Origin of the sequence: Corynebacterium sp. HMSC05D08 (assembly GCF_001807215.1) — a bacterium.
GTDB classification, from domain to species: Bacteria; Actinomycetota; Actinomycetes; order Mycobacteriales; family Mycobacteriaceae; genus Corynebacterium; species Corynebacterium striatum.
On sequence record NZ_KV788324.1, the window covers coordinates 1 to 25340 of the forward strand.

General features: G+C 59.0%; 25 protein-coding genes and 3 tRNA genes. 15 read left to right on the forward strand and 13 right to left on the reverse strand.

From position 1 onward, the window contains the following. Window positions 1-202 precede the first annotated feature (202 nt). The gene (locus HMPREF3148_RS05135) at window positions 203-1354 is read right to left on the reverse strand and encodes a cystathionine gamma-synthase (RefSeq protein WP_070508851.1); all 1152 of its coding nucleotides are present in this window, start codon (window positions 1352-1354) and stop codon (window positions 203-205) included. 181 nt (window positions 1355-1535) lie between these two features. On the opposite strand from HMPREF3148_RS05135, the gene HMPREF3148_RS05140 reads away from it, so the two are divergent. From HMPREF3148_RS05140 to chrA, 3 genes are all read left to right on the forward strand, one after another. Then, window positions 1536-2582, forward strand: a complete 1047-nt coding sequence (locus HMPREF3148_RS05140; protein ID WP_046645581.1) for a mechanosensitive ion channel family protein — start codon at window positions 1536-1538, stop codon at window positions 2580-2582. A 5-nt stretch (window positions 2583-2587) separates the two neighbouring features. Then, entirely contained in the window at window positions 2588-2977 is a 390-nt protein-coding gene (locus HMPREF3148_RS05145) for a globin (protein ID WP_049063396.1), read from the forward strand. A 216-nt stretch (window positions 2978-3193) separates the two neighbouring features. Further along, on the forward strand, window positions 3194-4384 hold the full coding sequence (gene chrA / locus HMPREF3148_RS05150) for a chromate efflux transporter (RefSeq protein ID WP_005531004.1): 1191 nt from the start codon (window positions 3194-3196) through the stop codon (window positions 4382-4384). 23 nt (window positions 4385-4407) lie between these two features. On the opposite strand, the gene HMPREF3148_RS05155 is transcribed toward chrA, so the two are convergent. The 5 genes from HMPREF3148_RS05155 to HMPREF3148_RS05175 all read right to left on the reverse strand — a co-directional run bounded on the left by HMPREF3148_RS05155 (window position 4408) and on the right by HMPREF3148_RS05175 (window position 10406). Continuing rightward, window positions 4408-5052, reverse strand: coding sequence for a DUF8185 domain-containing protein (locus HMPREF3148_RS05155; protein WP_005531009.1), 645 nt, complete (start codon window positions 5050-5052; stop codon window positions 4408-4410). Between the two features lie 57 nt (window positions 5053-5109). After that, on the reverse strand, window positions 5110-5538 hold the full coding sequence (locus HMPREF3148_RS05160; protein WP_005531026.1) for an acyl-CoA thioesterase: 429 nt from the start codon (window positions 5536-5538) through the stop codon (window positions 5110-5112). Window positions 5539-5625: 87 nt separating this feature from the next. Next, window positions 5626-7296 carry an energy-dependent translational throttle protein EttA gene (ettA, locus tag HMPREF3148_RS05165; RefSeq protein ID WP_049152139.1) on the reverse strand — a complete coding sequence of 557 codons (1671 nt, stop codon included), beginning with the start codon at window positions 7294-7296 and terminating at the stop codon, window positions 5626-5628. 138 nt (window positions 7297-7434) lie between these two features. Next, the gene (locus HMPREF3148_RS05170) at window positions 7435-8073 is read right to left on the reverse strand and encodes a single-stranded DNA-binding protein (RefSeq protein ID WP_053085013.1); all 639 of its coding nucleotides are present in this window, start codon (window positions 8071-8073) and stop codon (window positions 7435-7437) included. Window positions 8074-8285: 212 nt separating this feature from the next. Then, entirely contained in the window at window positions 8286-10406 is a 2121-nt protein-coding gene (locus HMPREF3148_RS05175) for a bifunctional copper resistance protein CopD/cytochrome c oxidase assembly protein (RefSeq protein WP_049063394.1), read from the reverse strand. Window positions 10407-10481: 75 nt separating this feature from the next. Between HMPREF3148_RS05175 and HMPREF3148_RS05180 the strand changes: the two genes are divergently transcribed. The 3 genes from HMPREF3148_RS05180 (at window position 10482) to HMPREF3148_RS05190 (ending at window position 12375) form a co-directional block, all read left to right on the forward strand. Then, window positions 10482-11429, forward strand: coding sequence for a LysR family transcriptional regulator (locus HMPREF3148_RS05180; RefSeq protein WP_049152137.1), 948 nt, complete (start codon window positions 10482-10484; stop codon window positions 11427-11429). Window positions 11430-11537: 108 nt separating this feature from the next. Continuing rightward, window positions 11538-11611 (forward strand) — tRNA-Arg (locus tag HMPREF3148_RS05185). 104 nt (window positions 11612-11715) lie between these two features. Further along, window positions 11716-12375: an alkaline phosphatase family protein gene (locus HMPREF3148_RS05190; RefSeq protein WP_049152136.1), complete on the forward strand. Its 660-nt coding sequence runs from the start codon at window positions 11716-11718 to the stop codon at window positions 12373-12375. A 38-nt stretch (window positions 12376-12413) separates the two neighbouring features. Here the strand turns inward: HMPREF3148_RS05190 and HMPREF3148_RS05195 are convergent, their stop codons facing one another. Beyond that, a complete protein-coding gene (locus tag HMPREF3148_RS05195; protein ID WP_034657383.1) occupies window positions 12414-12599 on the reverse strand; it encodes a PspC domain-containing protein in 186 nt (61 codons plus the stop codon). A gap of 140 nt (window positions 12600-12739) precedes the next feature. On the opposite strand from HMPREF3148_RS05195, the gene cmrA reads away from it, so the two are divergent. Further along, window positions 12740-13552: a mycolate reductase gene (gene cmrA / locus HMPREF3148_RS05200; protein WP_049152135.1), complete on the forward strand. Its 813-nt coding sequence runs from the start codon at window positions 12740-12742 to the stop codon at window positions 13550-13552. A gap of 40 nt (window positions 13553-13592) precedes the next feature. Here cmrA and HMPREF3148_RS05205 read toward each other — a convergent pair whose 3' ends face one another. After that, window positions 13593-15104: an alanine/glycine:cation symporter family protein gene (locus tag HMPREF3148_RS05205; protein WP_049063383.1), complete on the reverse strand. Its 1512-nt coding sequence runs from the start codon at window positions 15102-15104 to the stop codon at window positions 13593-13595. A 333-nt stretch (window positions 15105-15437) separates the two neighbouring features. On the opposite strand from HMPREF3148_RS05205, the gene orn reads away from it, so the two are divergent. The 4 genes from orn (at window position 15438) to crtI (ending at window position 18812) form a co-directional block, all read left to right on the forward strand. Next, window positions 15438-16070 carry an oligoribonuclease gene (gene orn, locus HMPREF3148_RS05210; protein WP_049152134.1) on the forward strand — a complete coding sequence of 211 codons (633 nt, stop codon included), beginning with the start codon at window positions 15438-15440 and terminating at the stop codon, window positions 16068-16070. A gap of 50 nt (window positions 16071-16120) precedes the next feature. Next, window positions 16121-16193, forward strand: a tRNA-His gene (locus tag HMPREF3148_RS05215). A gap of 130 nt (window positions 16194-16323) precedes the next feature. Next, window positions 16324-17220, forward strand: coding sequence for a phytoene/squalene synthase family protein (locus HMPREF3148_RS05220; protein WP_070508833.1), 897 nt, complete (start codon window positions 16324-16326; stop codon window positions 17218-17220). Further along, entirely contained in the window at window positions 17220-18812 is a 1593-nt protein-coding gene (gene crtI / locus HMPREF3148_RS05225) for a phytoene desaturase family protein (protein ID WP_049145971.1), read from the forward strand. Before HMPREF3148_RS05220 ends, crtI begins: the two co-directional genes overlap by 1 nt. Window positions 18813-18904: 92 nt before the next feature. Here crtI and HMPREF3148_RS05230 read toward each other — a convergent pair whose 3' ends face one another. Both HMPREF3148_RS05230 and HMPREF3148_RS05235 read right to left on the reverse strand, forming a co-directional pair. Continuing rightward, the gene (locus HMPREF3148_RS05230) at window positions 18905-19789 is read right to left on the reverse strand and encodes an LLM class flavin-dependent oxidoreductase (RefSeq protein ID WP_080548649.1); all 885 of its coding nucleotides are present in this window, start codon (window positions 19787-19789) and stop codon (window positions 18905-18907) included. After that, window positions 19722-20945, reverse strand: coding sequence for a L,D-transpeptidase (locus tag HMPREF3148_RS05235; RefSeq protein ID WP_034657386.1), 1224 nt, complete (start codon window positions 20943-20945; stop codon window positions 19722-19724). The genes HMPREF3148_RS05230 and HMPREF3148_RS05235 overlap by 68 nt, the downstream gene beginning before the upstream one ends. Window positions 20946-21207: 262 nt before the next feature. On the opposite strand from HMPREF3148_RS05235, the gene HMPREF3148_RS05240 reads away from it, so the two are divergent. Beyond that, window positions 21208-21280, forward strand: a tRNA-Lys gene (locus HMPREF3148_RS05240). A 149-nt stretch (window positions 21281-21429) separates the two neighbouring features. Here the strand turns inward: HMPREF3148_RS05240 and HMPREF3148_RS05245 are convergent. After that, window positions 21430-22707, reverse strand: coding sequence for a glutaminase (locus HMPREF3148_RS05245; protein ID WP_070508834.1), 1278 nt, complete (start codon window positions 22705-22707; stop codon window positions 21430-21432). Between the two features lie 35 nt (window positions 22708-22742). Here HMPREF3148_RS05245 and HMPREF3148_RS05250 point away from each other — a divergent pair, with 35 nt between their 5' ends. Continuing rightward, window positions 22743-23297 (forward strand): isochorismatase family protein, encoded by a 555-nt coding sequence (locus HMPREF3148_RS05250; RefSeq protein WP_034657417.1) that lies wholly within the window; start codon window positions 22743-22745, stop codon window positions 23295-23297. A 27-nt stretch (window positions 23298-23324) separates the two neighbouring features. Here the strand turns inward: HMPREF3148_RS05250 and HMPREF3148_RS05255 are convergent, their stop codons facing one another. Next, window positions 23325-23603, reverse strand: a complete 279-nt coding sequence (locus tag HMPREF3148_RS05255; RefSeq protein ID WP_005531048.1) for a DUF3618 domain-containing protein — start codon at window positions 23601-23603, stop codon at window positions 23325-23327. A gap of 171 nt (window positions 23604-23774) precedes the next feature. Here HMPREF3148_RS05255 and bcp point away from each other — a divergent pair, with 171 nt between their 5' ends. Both bcp and HMPREF3148_RS05265 read left to right on the forward strand, forming a co-directional pair. After that, window positions 23775-24245, forward strand: a complete 471-nt coding sequence (gene bcp, locus HMPREF3148_RS05260; RefSeq protein ID WP_034657419.1) for a thioredoxin-dependent thiol peroxidase — start codon at window positions 23775-23777, stop codon at window positions 24243-24245. A gap of 35 nt (window positions 24246-24280) precedes the next feature. Then, complete coding sequence (locus HMPREF3148_RS05265; protein WP_049063371.1) at window positions 24281-24913, forward strand: TetR family transcriptional regulator; 633 nt, start codon at window positions 24281-24283, stop codon at window positions 24911-24913. Here the strand turns inward: HMPREF3148_RS05265 and HMPREF3148_RS05270 are convergent. Next, on the reverse strand, window positions 24910-25338 hold the full coding sequence (locus tag HMPREF3148_RS05270) for a holo-ACP synthase AcpS (RefSeq protein ID WP_049063370.1): 429 nt from the start codon (window positions 25336-25338) through the stop codon (window positions 24910-24912). The two genes, HMPREF3148_RS05265 and HMPREF3148_RS05270, sit on opposite strands and share 4 nt — an antisense overlap. Window positions 25339-25340 lie beyond the last annotated feature (2 nt).

Here is a 25340-nt window from a genome sequence, read left to right on the forward strand (position 1 = left end):
TAGCTGAGGTAGGAACTAAACCCAGGACGCTTCACAACACACAACCACCAAGCTGCGTGAAGAATTCAAAACATCCGCAGTCCCCGACGCGATAAAACGCAACCTCAGGGTCTGGTAATCCAGGGCCGGGTGCTTAGGGCTGGGCTTTTGGCAATGAGGCACCAAGCACTCACCTTTAGCGGTTGTGGCGCCCCAACACTATCTAGTGCAGCGCGTCCAACGCCTGCTCGAAGTCCGCGATGAGGTCCGCAACGTCCTCGATACCAATGGAAATGCGCACCAGATCCTCCGGCGGGACCAGTTCGGAGCCCTCCGCCGAAATGTGGGTCATGTTCTGCGGGTGCTCGATGAGGGATTCCACGCCGCCCAAGGACTCTGCCAAGGTCACCAGCTTGGTGTTCAGGCATACCTGTTTTGCATGCTCCGCATCGTGGAAGCGCACGGACATCATGCCGCCGAAGCCGCGCATCTGCTTCTTCGCCAGCTCGTGGCCTGGGTGCGAAGGCAGACCCGGATACAGGACCTGCTTGACCTCAGGACAGGATTCCAGGAACTCGGCCACGGCCTGCGCATTCGAGCAGTGGCGGTCCATGCGCACGGACAAGGTCTTGATGCCACGGACGGTGAGGTAGGCGTCGAATGGCGAGGACACTGCGCCGACATTGCCCTGGAAGTAGAGCAGGCGCTCGTCCATCTCCGCCGAATTGGTCACCACGGCACCGCCCAGCACGTCAGAGTGTCCGCCCAAGTACTTCGTGGTGGAGTGCAGGATGTGGTCTGCGCCGAGATCCAGCGGGTTCTGCAGGTAAGGAGTAGCGAAGGTGTTGTCCACAACGATCTGAGCGTTGCCCTTGTGCTTGACCACCTCAGCGATGTCCGTGATGTTGGTAGCCGGGTTGGTTGGGGTCTCCAGCCAGATGAGCTTGGTGTTCTCACGCACCGCCGCAGCCACGGCAGAGGCATCGGTGGTATCCACGATGGATAGCTCGATACCCCACTGGCCATAGTCGTGGTGCAGCAAGCGGTACATTCCACCGTATGCGTCATTGCCCAAGATGACATGGTCGCCCGGGCGCACGATGATGCGGATCAGCGTGTCCACCGCCGCCATGCCGGAGGAAAAACATCGCGCGTACTCAGCGTTTTCCAGGGACGCGAGCGTTAACTCAAGCGAACGCACGGTGGGGTTGGCCACGCGTCCATACTCAAAACCACCGCGCAACTGCGCCAAACCGTCCTGCTGGAACGTAGTCGACGCGTAAATCGGCACGTTAATACTGCCCATGTAGGGGTCTGGGTGGTAGCCAGCATGAATCGATTGGGAGGAAAAGCCTGGGGCGCGGTTCTCAGTCATGTCTAGAAACTCTAGACCAAGCTGTCCATTCCAAACAGTGATTGCAATGTTTTTATTCATCTCATCAATGAGCGTTCCCTTAAGCTTTGAGAATTTCCCTACCATGGTGTGGTTGTGCGCCACACGGAACCATGACTGGTTCCGGCGTACACTTTGAACTTTTCCCCGAGTAGAAAGCACCATGAGTTTTCCTACCACCACCGCAAGCACCGCGCTCCTTGCAGCTAGCCCTAATGCCGAGCAAGCAGTCGAAACCGTCACTGGGTTTTGGAAGAACGAAACCACACAATCGTGGCTCGTCGACAAACCAATTCGCATCGCGATCATCCTGCTCATCGCTTTGGTCGCCCACTGGCTTCTGCGCCGGCTCATCACCAAGCTCGCCGATAACAGCATCAAGAACGGGCGCCTGAAATCACAGGTTCGTCCACGCCGCAAGGTCGCTAAGCAGGACACCGCACTGGCGAAAACACACGAGGCACGCCGCGTTTCGCGCCTGCAGACCCTCGCGAGCGTGGGCCGTTCCGCCGCAGGCATCTTCGTCTGGGTGTGGGCAGTCCTCGCTATCTTATCCGAGGTCGGCGTCAACGTCGCACCTCTCGTGGCCTCCGCCGGTGTGGTTGGTGTCGCTCTTGGTTTCGGTGCGCAGTCGCTGGTCAAAGACTTCCTCTCCGGCATTTTCATGCTGCTGGAGGACCAGTACGGCATCGGCGACACCATCGACTTGGGCAATGGCGTCTTCGGCGACGTGGAGTCCATCTCCCTGCGCATCACCACGGTTCGCGACATAGACGGCGCCCTGTGGTACGTCCGCAATGGCGAGATCCTGCAGGTAGCCAACCACTCAGACCACTACTCGGTGGCCCGTGTGCAGGTTCCAGTCGCGCTTTCTAACGATCCCGACAAGGCATTTGAGGTCATCTCCAAGGCTGTCCAGGACGCTGCGCTTGACGACGCCGTCCGCGACGACCTCCTTGATCAGCCCGACGTCAACGGCATTTCCAGCCTCGAGGTCGATCACATGTCCTTCCGCGTGACCGTGAAGACGCTGCCGGGCAAGCAATGGGGCGTTCAGCGCAAGCTGCAGGCGAAGATTCTCAACGCAATGCACGCGCACAACATCGACACCCCATATCCTCAGGGAGTGAGCTTCTATGACATGGATGAGGCCGAATACCCATTCATCGAGAGCTCTCTTAATCCCGCAGATCCCGGAAACGAGTCTTAAACACTATGCAGCCCACAAGCGTGTATGAAGCAGTTGGCGGCATGGAGACCTTCGACAAATTGGTCGGCGGTTTCTATGCCCAGGTCCGCACCGACGACGTCATCGGCCCAATGTATCCCGACCAAGATTGGGAGGGCGCCGAGGAACGCCTGAAGTGGTTCCTCGTGCAATATTGGGGAGGCCCGCAGCTGTTTAGCGATAACCGCGGGCACCCGCGCTTGCGCATGCGCCATGCGGAATACCCCATCAATCTTGAGGCGCATGACCGTTGGCTCGAACTCATGGCCAACTCGCTGGCCCAGATCGATGAGGAGACCATTCCGCCGGCCTACCGACACATGATCTGGGACCACATGGAGCGCGTAGCGCAGATGCTAATCAACCGCCAGGGCTAATCAGCAGCGCTAGTTTCGACTAACACCTCGTGGCCATCCTTAACCAAGGTCTACACCGCAAGCGGAGTCAGAGCCACGCGATTTTCGTTATTCATGACCTCTTTAGGGACGGCGATACACATTGCTTTCTCCTTAGAAAAGAAAAAGTTTATTGATGCGAATGCGATTTACATCCCCAGCTCGCGAAGGCGCCCCCACGCCATTAGCATCCTTAGAATGACGACTTCACAAGGCGGCTTTTCAGAGGTCAACCGATCCTTTGGTCCGCTTGGCTGGACAGCTTTTGGTGGACCGGCCGCGCACTTGGGGTACTTCCGTACCGAGTTTGTCGAGCGCCGCCGTTGGCTCACCGACGCCACCTACGCAGATCTCGTCGCCATGTCCCAGTTTCTGCCCGGCCCGGCCAGCTCCAAGGTGGGCATGGCGGTGGGCTATCACCGCGCCGGCCTGCCGGGCATGGCCTTGTCATGGTTCCTCTTCACCATCCCCTCCGCACTCATATTGGCAGTGTTTGGCCTAGTGGTCGGCGGCGAAACCACTGCCTCGCCTGTAGGCGCAGGCTGGTTGGCTGGCCTGTTGGCAGCGGCAGCCGGCGTGGTCCTGCACGCCATCATCGGCATGTGTAAGAAGCTGCTCAAAACACCTGTGGCCTGGGCGCTGGCGGTGGTGAGCTCCCTCGTGCTGATCTTCGCGGGCTCCTCGTGGCAGCTCGCGGTCATCCTCATTGCGGGTTTCCTCGGGGCTACCATCTTGCGCGGGCAGTTGGGCGTCGGTGAGCAAGCGGGCGCTGAGCACGGGCTCCGTGCGGTGTCGGTCCGGCTGGCGTGGGGCTGCTTGGGCGCGTTCTTCCTCCTGCTCGGCGGGCTGGCCATAGCTGCACGTTTAAGCGATGCTTGGCTCATCACCCGTCTCAACGCGTTCTACCAATCAGGCGCTCTGGTCTTTGGCGGCGGACACGTAGTGCTGCCGCTGCTCGAGGATAAATTCGTGGGCGCAGGCTGGCTCACTCAACAGGAGTTCCTGGCCGGGTACTCAGTGGCGCAAGGCGTGCCGGGTCCGTTGTTCACGTTCGCGTCTTATCTTGGCGCGGTCGACGGCGGCGTGGGCGGCGCCGTGTTGGGCACGGTCATGATTTTCTTGCCTGGCGCTTTGCTAACACTTGCCGCACTGCACTTTTGGTCGCGGTGGCAACACTTAAGGTGGCTGCGCACCGCCTTCGCGGCGGTAAATGCCGCGGTCATCGGCCTACTGATCGCAGCGCTGTGGGACCCGATTATCACCCACGGCGTCACTGGCTGGGCTAGCGCCGGAATTGCGGTTGCGACCTACGTTGCTTTGCAATTCTTCAAGGCGCCGCCGTGGTCTGTAGCCGTGGGTGCGGCGCTGCTGGGGTGGGCGCTACTCTAGCGCCGTGGCCGACGAGGTATCGGTTAGAACAGGGAGAGCCGCGTCGAGCGATACACACTGCCAAAGGGGGCGTCGACGCGGACCCACCGGCCAAGGCCGGATACGCGTAGATGACGTGGAATATCCATCGGCGCAGCGAAGCCGGGAATAAGCCCCAGGTTGGTGCAGGCGAAAATCATGCGCATGGGGATTCCCACCTCTTGGTTCTCCGGACCAGTGACGGTAACCACGGTCTGATTCAGCAGGCTCGCCGGTGGGCCGAGGGGTCCAGAGAACTGGCGGGCGAGCTGCTGGCCCTTATCGGAAAGCTCCCGCACTACCTCAACGGGCAGGGTATCGAGCAAGACGAATCCGGTTGCTGGCGGCAGGGCGCCCGGCCACGAAGGGTCCCGAGCGGGGCCGAGCTCAAGGGTGCCGGGTTCGGCGTCGCCAAGCAGCAAAGCCTCATGCAGAGCATTCGCAGAGACCACTGCCCCGTCGCGGGAGACCGTGCCCTCCACGCGGCGGGAGGCCACCACCTCAAATGGCGTAGTGACAAACACGTCGACGGTGTTCTCGTCGAGCTGGCGCAAGCGCACTAACGCCGCCACGTCCAGCCCCACTGCACGCGCGATGAGGGCCCGCAATCCAGGTCCACCACCTCTTAATTCGAGTGATTCGTTGACCATGGCTTGCAGGCCCTCCTTCGACGTACTGATGCGCGGCGAGCTCGAATTCAGCTCACGCTATGCGTCCAGCTTAACCAAAGCATTCTCAAGAATGATCTTCTTCTCCTCCTCAGAGATAGCACGCGGCATCTGCGTTGCCTTGTCGATGACAACCTGGGTGCAAGTGATAACGCATGCGACGTTGCCGGTGCTGTCCTTGATCTCCTGGCGGGTGGTGAACGAGGTGTTACCCAGGCGCACCACGGTGGTCTCAACCGTGACCGTGCTGTTCTTGCCATCCCACTTGAGCGGACGAACGTAGTCGGCGTCGAGGTGACGCACGAACGCAATCATGTCCAGGCCGTTTTTGTAGAAGTGGTCCATGGCAAAAGCCAAACGGGCCTCCTGCGCCAGCTCGATGTAGTTGGCGTTCATCATGTGGCCGTACATGTCGAAGTCAGACCAACGGACACCAACGGTGTGCGCGTGCACGTTCTCAGAAGACATTCTTTAAAAATCTCTTTCCAATTGGGGTTGGGGTTTAGGGAAAAGCTAAAAGGGCGTCCGTTTTCCGGACGCCCTTTGCGTTAAACGCTAGCGGGTCAGCTTGCGGTGGGTCACGCGGCTCGGGCGAGCGGCGTCCTCGCCGAGGCGCTCGATCTTGTTCTTCTCGTAGTCGCCGAAGTTGCCTTCGAACCAGAACCACTTGCCCTCTTCCACGTTGCCTTCCCAGGCAAGGATGTGGGTACAGGTGCGGTCCAGGAACCAGCGGTCGTGGGAAATGACCACGGCGCAGCCCGGGAACTTCTCAAGGGCGTTCTCAAGGGAGCCCAGGGTCTCGACGTCCAGGTCGTTGGTCGGCTCGTCGAGGAGGATCAGGTTTCCGCCCTCTTTCAGGGTCAGGGCCAGGTTCAGGCGGTTACGCTCACCACCGGAGAGAACCTTGGAAGGCTTCTGCTGGTCCGGGCCCTTGAAGCCGAACGCGGACAGGTAAGCACGCGATGGCATTTCGTTCTGGCCGACGTGGATGTAATCCAGTCCGTCAGAAACAACCTCCCAGACGGTTGCCTCAGGGTCGATGTTCTCACGGCCCTGGTCAACGTAGGAAAGCTTAACAGTCTCGCCAACCTCAACGGAGCCGGAGTCCGGCTGCTCCAGACCAACGATGGTCTTGAACAGGGTGGACTTACCCACACCGTTCGGGCCGATAACGCCGACGATGCCGTTGCGCGGCAGGGTGAAGGACAGGTCCTTGATAAGAGTTCGGCCGTCGAAGCCCTTGACCAGGTTCTTGACCTCCACGACCTTGTTGCCCAAGCGCGGCGGGGTTGGAATCTGGATCTCTTCGAAGTCGAGCTTCTTGTACTGCTCAGCCTCCGCAGCCATCTCCTCGTAGCGCTGGAGACGAGCCTTGTTCTTGGCCTGACGAGCCTTGGCGCCGGAGCGAACCCAAGCGAGCTCTTCCTTCAGGCGCTTCTGCAGCTTCTTATCCTTGGCGCCAGCAACTTCCAGACGCTCGGCCTTCTTCTCCAGGTAGGTGGAGTAGTTGCCCTCGTATGGGTAGAGCTTGCCGCGGTCAACCTCACAGATCCAGCCCGCAACATGGTCGAGGAAGTAGCGGTCGTGGGTAACCGCCAGAACGGCGCCCTTGTAGTCAGCGAGGTGCTTCTCCAGCCATTCCACGGACTCGGCGTCCAGGTGGTTGGTCGGCTCGTCGAGCAGCAGCAGGTCCGGCTCGGAGAGAAGGAGCTTGGCCAAGGCGACGCGACGGCGCTCACCACCGGAGAGGTTGTTCACCAGGGCGTCGGAAGGCGGGCAGCGCAGCGCTTCCATGGCCTGCTCGATCTTGGAATCGACCTCCCAAGCATCGGCAGCGTCGAGCTCCTCCTGGAGCTTGCCCATTTCTTCCATGAGCTCATCGGTGTAGTTGGTGGCCATCTCTTCTGCGATGGCCTCGAAGCGCTGCTTCTTCTCAAAGATCTCGCCCAAGCCCTCTTCGACGTTGCCGCGAACGGTCTTCTCGTCATTGAGTGGTGGCTCCTGTAGAAGGATGCCCACGGTTTTGCCCGGATCGATGAATGCTTCACCGTTGGATGGCTGGTCGATGCCGGCCATGATCTTCAGAATGGAGGACTTACCTGCACCATTCGGGCCAACGACACCAATCTTGGCACCTGGGTAGAAGGCCATCGTTACATTGTCGAGAATGAGCTTCTCGCCGACTGCCTTACGCACATTTTTCATCGTGTAGATGAATTCGCCCATGTTTCACCCTTTGCTTAACTTGGGAATGGTTTATAACACAACAAAGAGTACATCACATGGGAGGACAAAGCGCCCCGGGTTAGGGTTATCCTTCGCAGGTATTTTCCTCCCCTCACCCGAGGAGCAATCCACCGCTTTTTATACGGATACCTCTTCTAGCTCTTGGGCTTCGCCTTCCTCGCTTGTTTCATTCTCAGCATCCACATGTAGGGCGTTCTGGCCACCGAGCCCGCGAGCTGCCTGCCGGCGGTCAGCGGCAGTGTCGTGCTCGTCATCGCGTTCGGCTTCGGACTCGGTGGTGGCGTCTGTTGGAGCAGCGTTTGACTGCGCCGTCCTATCCAGATCGATCTCCGGCATCTCATCGCCCGATGCCGGTGGCTCCAGGCCATCCGTGGTGTATACGTGTTCCAGCTTGCGAGAAGAAATGATGTAGCGGTTGAGGTCTAGCCCCACGTAGAAGGCCTTCACGAAGGTGCGGAACTTGTTTTGACCGTTCGGGCTGGTCCACGAGTCCGAACACACCGAACCAACGACAATAACCGGCATCCCACGGTGCAGGGACTTCTTCACGTTGATGGCAAACTGACCCCACATCTCAACATCGATGTAAATCAGATCAGTATCGCGCCACTCCCGCTCGCCGTTTACCGTGCTATCCGCGGGGACACGGCGCGAAGACGCCATGCGCAGGCGCGCCTTGTACATGTCGGTATTAACTTTGACGAGCTCCGGCTCGTGGGTGAGATGACCAGTGATGGTGATGGGTAGCTGGGACATGTCCTTAAATTCCTTTTCTTTTAGAGTCTTAGGGTCTCAGTTGGCGGAAAGGGCCGCGCCCCTTCCTGCCTGCATCATCACTGCGAATGGACAAGGGCTACAAGAGGAAGTTTTGCAAGCTGTGGATAACTAGTTGGCAGCGTCAACAAAACGCAAATAACTCCCACCAGTTGGTGAGAGTTACTCACAGATTGCGCTGTTTCTCAGTGAAATTACTGCTGCCGGAAGCCGGTAGCGTCGCCCTCGCTCATGCGTCGCAGCATCTCGTTGTAGTCCTCCAAGTCCGCATCGCCATCAACCTCCGCCTTGGCATCGTGGCGACGCGCTATAGCGCGGTCGTCGCGCAGCCAGTCTAGGAAGAGTTTGCCAAAGACGATGACCAACGGGAACTGGCCAAAGCCCCATGCGATGCCGCCACCCACGCGCTGATCTTGCAATAGGTCGGGGTTCCACGGCAGGTTCAGCGACAGGTAGAACGCCTCGCCCAGCACGCTTTGCAGCTGCATGAGGTAGACGCCAGCGAAGAGGTGTAGCGGCATGGAGAAGAACAGCACTAGCAGGCGCAGGTTGGTCGGCGCACGGAACGGCAATGGGTCTGGGCCGATGACCTCCCAGTAATAGATGTAACCGGAGATGAGGAATGCCCAGTTCATAATGAGGTGACCGGCGTGCTCGGACACCGCCACCTGATAGAGATCGGGATACAGGTAGAGCACGTAGAGGAATACGAGGAACTGGATGAGGTTGACTGCCGGATGCGTCAGGAACTTCAGCACCTTGGCCTTGGTCACGGCCACAGCCGCATCATGGATGGTCGGCTTGCCGGGAGCACCTGGCTCAAAAGCTTCCATTACCAACGTCAGCGGTGCACCAAGCACCAAGAACAGCGGGATGGCCATAGACAAGAACATGTGCCCCAGCATGTGCATCGAGTACAACGCCGGAATGTAGAGACCAATGCCCGAGCTCATGATGAAGGTCAGACCAAGCGCGCCCAACATGAACCACGCGGTGCGCACTGGAGACCAGCTCAGACCACGGCGACGCAAGCGCAGCAGCGCGTAACCGTAAAGCGCCGCGAGTCCGAGACCGAGGGTGCCGAACATGAGGTCATAGCGGTACATGGTCCAAATGTTGGTGACGGTCGGGGCGTCGAGAAGCTCATAGCCCAACAGCACCTGCATGTTGTTCAGATTCGGATCCCGGGGCGGTGGCGGCGGGGTGCGCCCCATAGAAATCGCTACGCCTACCGTGGCAGCCATGACGAGGACCTCCACGAAGGCCACTCGCCTAAACAGCTCAGGGCGACGTTCCAGCTGCGGAATGGTGATTTGACGATGCGCCAGTCCAAAGACAGCAAGCAGGATGGTCAGTACCGTCTTGGTGACAATGAGCAGGCCGTAACGGGTGCTAAAGAGATCGCTGAACTCCACGCGGATAAGCGCATTGATGATGCCGGATGCCGCCATGGCCACGATAGATACAAACGCGACCACCGAATAGCGACAAACCGCCGTAGCCATTCCCGGGCCCAAACGCCGGCTATGGGCGATGAGCCCCAGCAGGCCACCCACCCACAGCACCAAGAAGAACAGGTGGAAGAGCAAGGAGTTCGTTCCATAGTCATGGTCGCCGCCAGCAGCCGAGTGTCCCTCCATGCCGAGTGGCACCATTTGCAGGAGCGAAACCATGAAAGCGATGGGCTGCATTGACCATTTTCTGGAGGCTAGGCCTAAGACACCAACGACTACTGAAATAGCTGCGGTGACGAGCCAAGCCTGGGAGGTAGCAATGCTTTCCAGCGCCATGCTCATCAATTGCGGGTTGAGCACCTGGGCAAAAGGAGTACCAGTGAGGTCCGACATCACCAAAGGAACTTCAAGAAGAGCCACGATGGCAACGCCGAATGCCGCAAAGGCACCCGTTCGGGCCGCAATATGCCCATCCACGGTGAGGCGAGATTCAATGAGACGCTCATTGTCTTTGTCGGGGATCTGCGGCGAGATAAGGAAGGCAGAGACCATGAACGATCCCACAGATAACGCCATAAGCAGCCAGGCGACGGCGCGGAAGAACGGCAGTCCGAAGGTGGTCAGGCGGCCTGGGTCAGGGATACCGAGCGCAGCAAGCGAATCCGCGAGGAAGAACAAGGAGATGAAGCCACCCACGAATCCCGCAAAGAATATTGCACTGGCGTACAACCATTTTGCATTTTTCGCACCGCCGCTGGCGGCAGCAGCGCTAGCGGGCTTAACGGCGGCGCCTTGCGGGCTTTCTTTCCCAGCCCCTGCTGCATGCAGCTGTGAACTGGCAGTACCGTCCTGTTTTTTCATAGGCGCAGTGTACCGCCGAAACCATTGCCTTACCTAAAACGAATAATTCTCTAAATTTTGGCATAATCACGAGCTATGGATTCGCGCCAGCTTCTCTATTTCCGAGCCGTTGTTGATCACGGTTCGTTTACTCATGCGGCTGAAGCATTAAACATGACTCAGCCATCTCTTAGCCTCTCCATCCGAAAGCTCGAAAAAGAACTCAACGTCCAACTTCTCACCCGCGGTCGCGCTGGCGTGAAGACTACGGAAGCAGGAGTTTATCTCTACAGCATCGCCTCCAAAGTTGAAACGCTGCTTAGCGACGCTACCCAGCGCATATCCGAAATCGCCGAAGGCGCTGCAGGCAGTGTTTCTATTTCCTCGGCGCCTGAGTTCAACTGGTTGTTCATGCCGGAGGTCCTGCACCGAATGTTTGAGAGCGCCCCTGACGTCAATATTTTCCTCGATGACCCAGAGCCCACCATCACCCTAAACCGCGTGTTGGAAGGCTCCATCGACCTAGGCCTCATGCCCTCAACTGATCCGCAGGCTTTTGCGCAGCGTTATCGCGACGAGCTCATTGTCCACGAAGCCACCGAGATGGAATTCCGCGTGGCAGTTCCAGAACGCCTCAGCCACCTGCCGGATCCGGTTTCTTTGGCAGACCTTTCCAAAGAAACGTGGATCTTGCCGCCCCGCCACCCTGAGTTCATTGGCATGCCTGAACTGCTCGACCAGGTTTTCCTAAAGACCCCTGGCGCAGTTCCTAGCCGAATCCAGGAAATTTCCACGCTGCAAACCGGCCTCCCGCTGGTATCTGGCGGAATCGGCATATGCCTGTTGCCGAGTTCAGCGCAAGCGCTAAACCATCACGGTATTCACTATCGCCGCATTGCGGAGGGTATCCCTCCGATGCAAGCCTTGCTGATTTTCCGCCGCGACCGCGATCTCTCCCCTGCGGCAAAGCAACTGGTGGACCTGATCCTCGACGTCGGCGGCGAAAGCGAAGAATCCCTCCTCGACAATGCCAACCTGCTCTAAACATTAGGCCTACTAGCCCTCGCCGCTTTCGCCGGTGAAAGGCGGCTGACGAGAGGCGCCGCCCCCACTTCCAGCCTGCCCAGCACTCTGGTCTAATATGTGGGATATGCCTCCATAGCTCAGCGGATTAGAGCAGTGGGTTTCTACCCCATGTGTCGCGGGTTCGAGTCCTGCTGGGGGCACGCAGGTCAAGGCCACCTTTTGCCGGAATTCACGGCAGAAGGTGGCCTTTTCTTTGTATCTTTCCTCTCCACACGGCTCGGGGCGCAAGCTTAGGATGGAATCCATGGATATCACCCTGGCTACCTTCGTCACGGCCCCTGCAGCCGCCCTCATCGGCATGCGCTTCGACAACGCGTGGGCTCCTTCCCCCAGCTATGCGCAGTCCCGCAACAGCGTCTTGACGGGCCAGTATCCGCAGCGCGAAGCTAAGACCCGGATCACGGATATCTTCCGCGAAGCAGGCTACAGCATAAGCGAGGACATCGACTCCCCACCAGGTACCGAGGACGCCCCGGTATTCCGCCTGCTGGAAGAACCTGCGGACCCGGCGCGGCTGCGCGACGTCGCCAAGCATGGCGTGGTCGCCGTGTGTTCCTTAAGCGGCGGGCCTTCCCCCATGTCCTTGGCTTGGCCGGGCGTGACGGACACCGCCGCCACTTCCTGCAAGGAGCTGGTCTCCCCCATGGATTTGGCGCCCACGCTCGCGGCAATTGCGGGCCTTGATGTACGCCCGAACGCGCAGCTTTCCTTCGACGGCCTCAACCTAGTCCCGGTGGTGCGTTATGGCGCGTCGGGGCATGCGGCGTTGTTCTTCGACAACGGTGTGCGCATGCAGGACGCCGTGCTTATCGACGCCGTGGCAAGCCCCGCACACCATACAGCCAGGCTCCGCGATGAGTGGGAGACCTGGCATCGGTTCATGCGCTTTGGGCCGCTGCAATAAGGCCCGCTGCGGCAGATTAGCGAGCGAGTTTGCGCTTATTACGCAACCGGCATGATCACCCATAACAGGATGTAGAGCAAAATCCCGGAGAATCCGAGGAGCGTTGCGATAACGAAGAGCGCGCGAACCAAGGTTGGGTCGAGGTTGTAGGCCTGGGCAATTCCGCCACACACGCCTCCGATGTAGGTGTCAGTGGTCGAACGGGTCAAACGGTTGTTGTTCATTTCTGTCATCTCCTTTCACTTTCAATTCAACCTAATGTCACGCCATGTTGCATCAGGGAGAGCCCTGATAAACACCCTGATTTCTGGCTTTTCGTCTACGCTAGACGGAGTTGTTAACACGGCGAAAGGGTTTTCACCTCATGACTAAGCACGCAGGGCTGCCCGCCCCCACCCGCACTTCTTATGCTTTGCTCACTGGTGCCAGCCAGGGCATCGGCGAGGCGATGGCGCGCGACCTTGCTTCACGCGGCTACAACGTCATCCTGGTGGCGCGCCGCCAGGAAGTCCTCGACCGCATCGCTGCGGAACTTAAGGCCCAGCATGAGGTGGATGCCATTGCTCTGGCCGCCGACTTAGCAAAGGAAGCCGACGTCGACCGCGTCGTCGAGTTCATGGCAGACAAGGAGATTTCCATCATCGTGAACTCTGCTGGCATCGCCAGCTTTGGCAAGTTCATGGATCAGGATTGGGACTATGAGACCAAGCAGTTCGATCTCAATGGCAAGGCCGTGCACCGCCTAACGCGTGCAGCGCTCAAGCAGATGCTGCCGCGCCGCTCGGGCGCTATATGCAATGTGGGTTCTGCTGCGGGCAATGTCTCGATTCCGAACAACGCGACTTACGTGTTCACCAAGGCCGGAGTAAACGCCTTCACCGAGGCGCTGCACTACGAGCTCAAGGGCACGGGCGTGAGCTGCACCCTGCTGGCTCCAGGCCCAGTCCGCGATGCGGTCATTCCGGAAGAAGAGCAGTCCATCGTGGATAAGGTGGTGCCGGACTTCCTGTGGACCACCTACGAGTCCTGCTCCGCGGAAACCCTCGCGGCAATGGCGCGCAACCAGCGCCGCGTGGTGCCGGGCCCGCTGTCCAAGGCAATGAACGCTCTGGGCCAAATCGTCCCTACCCCGATTGCCGCACCGCTCATCGGCAGCTTCTACTCAAAGATGGCCTAAGGCACTCCCACCCTTTCGGCGAGCCTGCTTTTGGTGTGCCTTACTCGGCTACAGAGGAAGAGCGAGCGTTCTTGCGCTCTACCCAGAAGTCGGCGTTCTTGATGCCCAGAGCTTCAGGGTCGAAGTCCGGATCCTTGCCGGCCTTCTTCTGCGCGCTGTAGTCCTTGAGGCACTTGAGTGCCGGGACCTGGAGGAAGAGGATGGCGATGATGTTGAGCCATGCGGTGGCACCCACTCCGATGTCGCCTAGTGCCCACGCTGAGCCCGGGGTGGTGGTAGCACCAATGATGACGGAGATGATGATGAGGACGCGCAGGACCCACACCAGCGCGCGGCGTGCGCCAGCATTCTTGATCCAGCGGTTGAAGTAGGTGAGGTTGGTCTCTGCCATGTAGTAGTAAGCCAGAACGGTGGTGAAGGCGAAGAACGCGATAGCAATTGCCACGAAAGAAGCGCCGACACCGCTGAATACAGAGTCCATACCGGATTGAACGAAGCCTGGGCCGACCGCAATGCCGTCAGGCAGGGAGCCGGCGTAGCGAACGGCGCCGTCCTCGGACTCGCCTTCGAAGACCTTGTACATGTCAGTGGAGATGATGATGAAGGCGGTGGCCGAGCAGACGAAGAGGGTATCGACGTAGACGGCGAATGATTGAACGAGGCCCTGCTTTGCTGGGTGGGATACCTCGGCAGCTGCTGCCGACTGCGGGCCGGTGCCCTGGCCTGCCTCGTTGGAGTAGATACCGCGCTTTACGCCCCACATGATTGCAGAGCCCAGCATGCCCGCGAATCCTGCTTCCATGTCAAATGCAGACTTGAAGATGAGGCCAAATACGTGTGGAATGTCGCCGAAGTTCATGAACAGGATGGTCAGCGCGATGATGATATAAGCGGCTGCCATGAATGGAACGATGAGCGAGGTGAAGTTAGCGATACGCTTGACGCCACCGATGATGATGAAGGCCAAGACGCCAGCCAAGATGACTGCGGACCAGGTGACGTTGACGCCCCAGGCGTTCTCCACTGCAGCGGCCACACCGTTGGCCTGGATGCCTGGGAGGAAGTAGCTGGTAGCCAGAATCATGGAGACAGCGAAGATAACGCCGTAGACCAGCATGAACGGGCCCACAGAGGTGTGGCGGTAAGCCTTTTCGATGTAGTACGCCGGGCCACCGCGGTACTCGCCAGTGTCCTGGTCCTTTTCCTTGTAGACCTGGGCGAGAGTACATTCCACGAACGAGGTAGCCGACCCCAACAGCGCCACCGCCCACATCCAGAAGACAGCACCTGGGCCACCGAAGGCGATCGCCGTGGCAACACCGGCAATGTTGCCGACGCCGACGCGACCGGCGAGGGAAATCATCAAGGACTGGAAAGAAGAAACACCGGAGTCTGACTTCTCGCCGTTCTTTAGCTGCGCAATCATGTCGGGAATACAGCGAATCTGCAACCCCTTGGTCACGATCGTGAAATAGACACCGGCGCCCAAGCACAGGAACACGAGTGCTGGGGACCAAATGAGGGAATTGAGAGCATCCAAGAACCCGGCCATATGAGGGAACCTACTTTCCAAAATTGCGATCTCTAGCATAAAGAGTGACATAAAGAATCATGCACTACTTCAATCGAAATTTGTGAGGGCAATCACGGAAATGTTTTTGAAAGAATCTAATTCTTCGCATTACCTGTTGGTTGACCAAAATTTAATGTACAGCTCAAGAACCGTCAATACCGCTAACAGAAACCTTTTAGAAAATCTGAACTATCTGCGTTAAAACACACCCTTTGCCTACCCCCGCCACACCTTCCACGCCGGTGGTTTGAGTCAGACGGCGGGAAGGGAGGCGTCGACAAGCACGGCTCTAGGAGGACTAAGGTTAAACCCATGACTGACATCGCCCCGAAGAATGACCGACTCGTCTGGATTGACTTGGAAATGACCGGGCTCGACCCGAAGCGCCACGTCATCGTGGAGGTGGCCGCCATCATCACCGACGGCAACCTCAACGTCATTGGTGAGGGAATCGACCTAGTGGTCCATGCCACGGAAGCGGAGCTCGCTGAGATGGATGACTTTGTCACCAACATGCACGCCAACTCCGGCCTGGATAAGGAAATCCGCGAATCTACCACCACCCTGCGGGAAGCCGAAGATGCCGTCCTGGCGCTCATCACTGAGCACTGCAACCCTGAGCATCCCGCCCCCCTGGCAGGCAACTCCATCGCCACCGACCGCACCTTCATTCGCGCCTATATGCCACGCCTGGATGAAGCGCTGCACTACCGCATGATTGACGTTTCCACCATCAAGGAGCTCAGTCGCCGCTGGTTCCCGCGCGCCTACTACAACCAGCCTGACAAGGGCATGGCGCACCGCGCGCTCCAGGACATCATCGAGTCCATCCGCGAGTTGGACTACTACCGCCGCAGTGTGTTCCGCACCGACGAAGGCCCCTCTTCCGAGGAAGCAGCGAAACTCAAGGAGTCAACTACCGCCGATTACCAGGCGTTTTTGTAAATCTCGCGGTGTGAGTTAATCTTATCCGTGCTGCTTTTAAGGCAGCGATGGTGGCTGTAGTTCAGCTGGTAGAGCACCAGGTTGTGATCCTGGGTGTCGCGGGTTCGAGCCCCGTCAGCCACCCCGAATGAGACCCTAGCCTGCACTTTCGCAGACTAGGGTCTTTCTTGATATGACGGGCTACGATAGCCGTGAGCGACTTGCGTAATGCCCGCGCGGTGGCAGGTCTTTCTCCTTCAAAAGGTGGCGTACATTGTTCAGGCTCTTTACTCACACCCCCAACCCACTGCCCCGTTATGACAACGGCGCTGAGCGGGCTGCTGAGCAAATCATCGCGGCCTACTCCACTAGTTTTTCGCTGGCCTCTCAAATGCTGAGCCCACAAACCCGCACGGACATCCGCAATCTTTATGCCGTGGTCCGTATTGCAGATGAGATTGTCGACGGTGCCGCCGCCGCAGCTGGACTAAGCCCGCAGGAGGTCCAAGAGACCCTCGACGCATACGAGCAAGCTGTCTTGCAAGCACCGCATCGCCGCTTTCATACCGACCCGATTCTGCATTCCTATGGATTGAGCGCACGCCGTTGTGGATTCAAGGACGAGCACATCCAGGCCTTTTTTGCGTCGATGCGGCGCGACCTGCACCAGAGCGTTTACTTTACGGCGGCCGAGCTGAATCAGTATGTCTATGGCTCAGCTGAGGTCATCGGCTTGCTGTGCCTGGACGCGTTTCTGGTGGGCCAGCCGGTTTCCAGCGCGCAACGCCGGGAGCTCGAGGCCGGCGCCCGCCGCTTGGGCGCGGCCTTCCAAAAGGTCAACTTCCTGCGGGATTTGGGCGCGGACACCGGCCAGCTTGGTCGCTCCTACTTTCCCCAGGCCGGCTCGGCAGGCTTGTCCGCGGAGTCAAAGGATGAACTCATCACCGACATCCGCGCCGACTTAGCCGCCGCCCGCGCGGTGATGGATCAGCTGCCGCTCACGGCACGGGTGGGAGTCATCGCCGCCACGGATCTCTTCGAAGCTTTGACCGACGATATTGCTGCACTGCCCGCTCGCGCCTTGCCCACTAAGCGCGTCAGCGTCAGCATCCCGCGCAAGCTGGCCCTTCTGCTGCGGGCAACCGTGAAGTCCCTAAGGAGGACGCGTTGATGAAAACCTTTAGGCGTGGCGCTGTGGCTAAACAGCCAGAGTCCGTCATCGTGATTGGTGCTGGCATTGCAGGGCTTGCAACTGCGGCTTTGCTCGCTCGCGACGGCAAGCAGGTTACGGTGGTGGACAAACTCGAAGAGGTCGGTGGGCGCGCAGGTTCGCTGTCTGCAGAGGGCTTCCGCTGGGATACCGGCCCGTCGTGGTACCTGATGCCGGAGGCCTTCGATCACTTCTTTGAGCTGTGCGGTACCTCGACTGCGGAGGAGCTTTCGCTGGTTGACCTCACGCCCGCCTACCGCGTCTATGACGACTCGGGCCAGTTCATCGACGTCGAGACCGGCGTGGATAAGGTGGCCACGCTCTTCGAGTCCATCGAGCCCGGCGCGGGCCAGCGCGTAAGGGACTATCTGGACCAGGCCACGGACGTCTACAACGTGGCCCTTGAGCGCTTCCTGTACACCACATTTAGTGATGCCCGCGAGCTCCTCGCGCCAACTGTTCGCTCCCGTTTAGGAACTTTGGCTCAGCTACTCACCCGCACCTTAGATAAGCACGTGGCGGCGTCTTTCCGGGATTACCGCCTACGCCAGGTGCTCAGTTACCCGGCGGTCTTTCTTTCTAGCGAGCCTTCCGCAGCACCGGCAATATACTCGCTAATGAGCCACACTGATCTGGTTGAAGGCGTGCGCTATCCGCTCGGCGGCTTCAGTGCGGTGGTCGAGGCTATAGCGCGGCAGGCCCGCAATGCTGGCGTTACCTTCTTGCTGGGAACGGAGGTCACGGGAATCCTCACCGACGATTCGGCCCGCGCAACAGGTGTCCGGATCATGACTTCCGCAGGCTCCCAAGAGCTGCTTGCCGACGCCGTCGTCTCCGCCGCCGATCTACACCACACCGAAACCTCGCTGCTGCCTGCGCATCTGCGTTCCTACTCAGCGAAGTACTTTGCGGGGCGCGATGCTGGTTTGGGCACGGTCTTGGTACTGCTGGGCGTAAAGGGTGAGCTGCCGCAGTTGGCGCACCACACGCTGCTGTTCAGTAAGGACTGGGAGCCTGATTTCCGTGCGGTCTACCACGGCCCAGAGCCCACGCGTGTGCTGGATGCTTCGCATTCCATCTATATTTCTAAGACCTCCGCCACCGATCCGGCGGTGGCGCCGGTCGGCCACGAGAACCTATTCGTGCTGGTTCCGGTCCCCGCGGACACCGCGTTGGGCCACGGCGATGCCTACGGCGCTCACCCGTCTGCTCGCGTGGAAGCCATTGCCGATGCCGCCATCGCACAAATCGGCCGCTGGGCTGGCATCGACGACTTCGCCTCTCGCATCGTCGTGCGCCACACCCTCGGGCCGGCCGACTTTGCGGAGCGCTACCACGCCTGGCGCGGCGGCTCGATTGGCCCAGCGCACACTCTGGCGCAGTCGGCCTTTTTCCGCGGCAAAAATGTCTCCTCCAAGGTCAAAGGCCTCTACTATGCCGGCGCCACGACCGTTCCTGGCGTTGGCGTACCTATGTGTCTTATCTCCGCAGAGAACATTCTCAAGCGAATGCACGGCGACACCACGGCTGCGCCGCTCGCGCATCTTCATTAGGCCTCTTTTTCGGCGGTGCGTGCATTCGAACCATCTTTCTGCCCCTACGAAACCCGCTCAGCCGCACTAGATGGTTCGAATGCACACGAGCGCTAGCGAATGAACAAGTCCAGCCCGGCGAGCAGCTCCTCTGAATGCGCTCTGCCCTCGCGGTCGGGCATATCGCCGGTGACTAAGAACTCCTCGACGCCGAGTTTCTCTGCGATGTCGGCAAGCTTGGCTTCCACCGCAGCGGGAGTACCGTAGACCGTATTGGCAAGCGTCTGCTCGAGGCGTTCGCGTTGTTGGCCGGTTAATCCTTTCAAGTCGGGATCTGGGTCGAGTGCACCAAACACGCCGGTGCTTCGGGAAAGCACCTGGGCATAGGCCTCGGGAAGGAGAAGGCGCCGGGCATAGGCCTCGTCTTCGGCCACCGCAATGTTGAGTGAGGAAATGACCACCGGCGAGGTGCCTTGGAAGTTCTCCCGATAAACCCGTGCAGCCTCAACCTGCGTCTCGGCTGGGCCGCCAAGGATGACGCCCAAGCCCAGCTTGGCCGCAGAAAGCGCAGAGCGGAAACCGGCCAAGACAAAAAGCGGCGGCCCAGCATGGGGCCGGAGGGTGATGGGGGCGTCGCCAAGCAAGAAATTGCGTACTTGGGCAAGGTCGGAATCGAAGCGTTGCTTGGCCTCCACGGTCTGCCGCAACGCCTCGCGTACTGGTTTAGTAAACCCCACCGAAGAGCCCAAGCCGATAATGATGCGCCCTGGATACAGCGACTCCAACATCGCGGCCTGCTCCGCGATGATCAATGGCGGGTGATTCGGCACCATAATGCCCGCCGTGCCAACCTGAATCCGCGCGGTCCAAAACAGAAAAGCGCATGTCCACCACTGTAGCCATGCGCCCCGTTTCGAAGTGAAACTTATTCTAAGCGTTTGCGTTTGTATTGCCCTTGGACCACGTCTCCCAGTCCATGTTCCAGTCGCCGAGGCCATCAAACGCACTGAGTTGCTCGCCGCCGGTGTTGAACACGCGCACGATGTCGCCACGCTTAACCACCGACTGGAACCACTGCGCAGCCTCTGGAGAGACGTTGATGCAACCGTGGGACTGGTTGTAGACGCCCTGGGCACCAATGGACCATGGAGCCGAGTGGACGTAAATTCCGGAGTAAGACATCTGGGTCGCGTAGTTAACGTTCGTGCGGTAACCACCTGCATCCAGTGCTAGACCATATGTAGTGGAATCCATGACGAGGGACTCGTACTCATCACCAATGATGTAGCGGCCGTTCGGCGTATCCCACATACCGTCAGTGCCCAAGGAAACTGGGATAGAACGCAGCAACTGACCGTTCTTGAAGACCTGCATGGTCTTAGTGGCGTTATCGACTAAGGAAATTACGCGGTCCCCAATAGTGAAGTTCGTGGAAGAGTCCTCGCCACCGTAAATACCGCCACCGAGATTCTTGCCGTAGAGATCAACGTTAACCTCTACCTTGGTACCAGGCTCCCAGTACTCCTTCGGACGCCAGCGAACTTCCTGGTTATTGATCCAGTAGAAAGCGCCCTCAACCTCAGGGGTGGTCTTGACGGTGATAGCTTCCTCGGCGGCCTTGCGGTCAGTGACATAGTTGCCAAAGCGAACACCAATAACCTGTCCAACGCCTACTTCGGCGCCGGGGATCGGCGACAAAGCGACCTCAGAAACACCCGCTGCCTGTGGGGTAGCGAAAGTTACGGTCTTCTTGTTTCCGTCAACGTCTTCTGCCTGGATTGTGTAGGTGTGATTGTATCCAAGGACCTCATCGGTGGACCAGGTCTTAGAGTCGGCGGACAGCTTTTCTGCGACTTCGACGCCAAGCTCGTTCGTCATAGTAACCGTCTTCATTTTGCCTTCGGTCTTTACCGTAATGGTTTCGGAAGGATCGACGTCGGTCGCACCGTCCTTAACGGAGACTTCAAGTCCTTTCTTCTTAGCGGCGGCAGAGCTTTCTGCAGCAGCATCATTTCCAGCGGCGGCAGCTGCGGACTGCTCGGAGCTCTTATCTTGAGCTGTGGAATCAATGGTGCAAGCTGCGGCAACAGTCGCAGTCAAAGCAACGGCGGTGACTGCGATAACACGACGGGCAAGAGGTAGGGGATTAATCACGGGAGCCCTTTTATAAAGCACAGAGGAGTCGGTTAAGAATTTCTCAATCAGCCTATAACGAGCTTCTTTAAAACACCACACGGCGCTTCACGTGTTAACCAATTGTTATCTGCTCGGCACCCCCTCCCATGCGCAAGCAAAGCAAAACGCCAAAACGGCCACGAAAACCATAAGTGACCTGCCGATTTTACAGTTTTCCAACAAGAGTGTTAAAGTTACTTCTCGTTGCACGGCAGGCAAACAAGCCAGCCGGACAACACATGCGCCATTAGCTCAATTGGCAGAGCAACTGACTCTTAATCAGTGGGTTCGGGGTTCAAGTCCCTGATGGCGCACAATAGAAAGTCTCGCGGCTTCATTCCCAAAAATGAGGTTGCGGGACTTTTGGTTTTGCGAGGGAGCCCCCACCCCAGGATCTGCATAACTGACAACGAAGGGGGCGCCGGCGTAGCTTTCCGACGCCCCGTTGGCAACTACGCAGGTTTTAAATCTGCTCGCCCGCGATTTGGTAGTCCTCCGGGTCGCCCACAGGTACCTCGGTGCCGTCGGACATCTTCAGATCCTCCAACTCTTGTTCAGGGTCGACCAGCTCGATGTCGAAGCCCGACTCGCGAATTCGGCGCAGCCCCTCCTTGAGCATCCTACGACCCATCTTGTTCGTCGCGGTCACGTTGGACAACTCCAAGACCACCTTGTCCGCGCTCAAGTCATAGCGCTCCAACTCGTGCAGGACCGTCTCAGCCGCGTTGAAGTTGAGAACACCCTGGAGATAGATGACCGTAGCGTCGCCGTCGTCAATAATGTGGCGAATCGGCTGGACACCGTAGCGCTCCTCTGTTGACATCAGGTGCAAGCCCATGTCCTTAGATAAGAGCTTGAAAGCTTCCACGCCACGGACAGAATTGCCTTCCTCGTTCAGACGCGGCGAGAAGGTAGCAACACCCAGCTGCCCCGGCAGCGTTCCGAGCAAGCCGCCGGCCACACCGGACTTCGCCGGAATACCTACCTCGGCCATCCAGCGGCCGGCACCGTCATGCATTCCGGCCGAGCTCATCAGCGCCAGAGTTAGCCGGCAGACATCGGCGTCCAGAATCTTGTCATTCGTTACTGGCTGGCGGCCACCATTAGCCAAGGTCGCCGACATCACCGCCAGGTCCTTCACCGTCACTCGAATAGAGCACTGTTTGGTATAAGTAAGCACGGCGTCGTGCGCTTCGTCCTTAATAATGTCGTAGTTGCGCAGCATGTGCGCCAAAGAGAGGTTGCGATCCGCGTGGTCTAGCTCCGAGCTGAACGCGCTCTCATCGATCTCCAGCTCGCGTCCCGCCAGGCGCGACATATAGGTAAGGATGCGCTCCACGCGTTCCTCAACCCCGGAGTCAACGCCATTGATGAGCTGGGTAACCGCAATTGCACCAGCATTGATCATTGGGTTGACCGGACGGTGGTCATCGCGGTTGAGGGAGAGCTCGTTGAACGCTTCGCCGGAAGGCTCCATTCCGACGATTTCACGCACTGCGTCCAACCCCAGTTCCTGCAGCGCCAAGGCGTAGACAAATGGCTTGGACAAAGACTGCATGGTGAACTCGACGTCCGCGTCACCCGCCGAATACACGTGGCCCGTGGTGGTGCACAGCGCAGCGCCTAGGTATTCCGGTTCCGCAGCCGCGAGCTCTGGGATATAGTCAGCTACCTTTCCACCGTCCTTATCACGGACGCTGTCGAGGATTTCCTGCAAATAAAATGGGATTGGTGTTTTCATCTCCGCCCAGCTTACGGATGACTATGATTGCCCGCATGAACAGAACTCTTGTCATTGTGGACGTGCAAAACGACTTTTGTCCTGGCGGCTCCCTCGCGACGGATCGTGGAAACGAGGTAGCGCGCGACGTCGCCAAGCTGGTGCGCACCCAGGATTATGACTTCATTGTTGCTACGCAGGACTGGCACATCGACCCCAAGGGGCACTTCTCTGAAGACCCGGACTTCGTGGACACGTGGCCGGTGCACTGCGTCGCCGACACGGAGGGCGCGGCCATGCACGCCGCGCTTGCCGACGCCCCCATCGACACCTTCTTCCACAAAGGTGCCTACACCGCAGCTTATTCCGGGTTTGAGGCCGAGTGCGTCGACGATGGTGCAACCCTGGCGGAGTGGCTGCGCGAGCGTGAGGTAAGCGAGCTCGACATCGTGGGCATCGCCACCGATCACTGTGTGCGCGCCACCGCAATCGACGCGTTACGGGAAGGCTTCACCGTCAACGTCTTGGAGAGCTACTGCTCTCCAGTCAGTGAAGAGCGCGCAAAAAAGACCTTTGCCGAACTGCGCGAGGCAGGGGCAAAGGTCGTCTAAGGCGGGGGGCAAAAATGCCGCGTCGAATTAGCGACGCTCAGCGAGCAGGCGCTGCAGCTCCTTGATGTCGTTCTTGCGACGGTTGGAGCGGAAGACTGCTAGCGCTACGAGGCCGACTACAGCTGCGCCAACGCCGGCGAGTGCCATCTGAACGTTGCGATCCTGCAGCTTCTCGGTTGCGGCGCCCTTTGCGTCATCGACCAAGTTCTTTGGCTTGCTGCGGTCAGCGAGCTCGTCGAGGGTGCTAGCCAGCTGGCGGCGGGTGCGCTCGATGTCGCGCTGAATGTCATTAATATCGCGTGCCACGTTGTAACTCCTGAATTCGTAATTTCGCTTTATAGGCCTTTTGGCTCAGCTTCCACCGAGTCAGTCAAAGGACCAGTCTACAGGCATCGACGCAATACGTGCACGCGGGGATACCGGCACCTGCGCCTAGGATGGCCCAGACCATCGCGAGGGCACGGTATGGTTAAAGACATGACTGAAGCAAAGCGTTTGGAAATCGGAGACGTTGCCCCCTCTTTCACCTTGAGCGACGATCAGGGCAATTCTGTAAGCCTCAGCGACTTCGCTGGAAAGCGCGTGCTCGTGTATTTCTACCCGCGCGCCAACACGCCAGGCTGCACCAAAGAGGCGTGTGACTTCCGTGATTCCCTTGAGCAGCTCAATGGTCTCGACATCGCGGTCGTAGGCATCTCCCCTGATAAGCCAGAGGCCCTGGCTAAGTTCCGCGCCGATCACGAGCTGAACTTCCCACTTCTGTCTGACCCTGAGAAGGAAACGCTCGCGGCATACGGCGCGTTCGGCGAGAAGAAGAACTACGGCAAGGTGGTACAAGGCGTTATTCGCTCAACTTTCCTCGTTGAGCCAGATGGCACCATCGGCCAGGCCATGTACAACGTGAAGGCTACAGGTCACGTCGCCCGTGTGATGAAGGGGCTGTCTTAAACTTCGGCACGTACACAATCACCTAAACAATTCAGATGAGCATCAAGCACGATACCGAGCTGCTGGTTCCACGCCGGCGCCCGGCCCAGGCACGTAGCCGCGAGAGATACAACAGGATCCTCAAGGCTGCGCGAAGCGTGCTTGTCGACGTTGGCTTCGAGTCCTTCACCTTCGACGAAGTCTCGCGCCGCGCGGAAGTGCCGATCGGCACGCTGTACCAATTCTTTGCCAACAAGTACGTGCTGATCTGCGAGTTGGACCGCGAGGATACCGGCGAGAATCTGGAGGAGATTCGGCGCTTTTCTGAGCACGTCCCGGCCCTGCAGTGGCCGGACTTCCTTGATGAGTTCATCGACCACCTCGCCCGCATGTGGCGCGAAGACCCCTCCCGCCGTGCGGTGTGGCATGCGGTGCAGTCCACTCCGGCCACACGCGCCACGGCCGCAGATACGGAGCTGCAGCTGCTCAAGCCCGTGGCGGAAATCCTGGAGCCGCTGGCCCAGCGTATGACCTATGACGAGCGCGTGGAGCTGGCCGGATTCCTCGTACACACGGTGGTCTCGATGCTCAACTACGCAGCATCTGGCGAGCCAGAGAACTTTGACGACGTCGTGGGCGAAATCAAGCGTATGCTTATTGCGTACTTGTTCTCCGTAGCCACTAGCTAAAGGTTAGGAACCGTGAGCAGGACGGTAGCGGTGGCGTAGTCTCCGTCGTGGCTGATGCTCAGGCTCGTTCGCATATCCCCGAGACTTGCAGCCACGCTCTCTTTGATGTGGCCGCGCAGGACCAGTCCGACTCTCCCCCAGGCGTCCGGCTGAACCTCGATTTCTTGCCAGTCGACGTCGTTTTCTGCCACCACCGGCGGGCGGCCATAAAGCGCCTGCGACCATGCCTTAATAAAAGCTTCCTTCGCCGCCCACCGCCCGGCGAGGTGCTCGGCGCGGCGCGCGGAGTCGCCTTTGCGCGTAGCCACGCGCAGCTCCGTGGCGCTGAATACCGCCTCGAAACGAGTGCCCGGCACGCTGAGCTGCTGGGCAAACTCCGAGATACAAACAAGGTCAGTTCCCACGGCGAAGGTAGCGGCGTTCATAG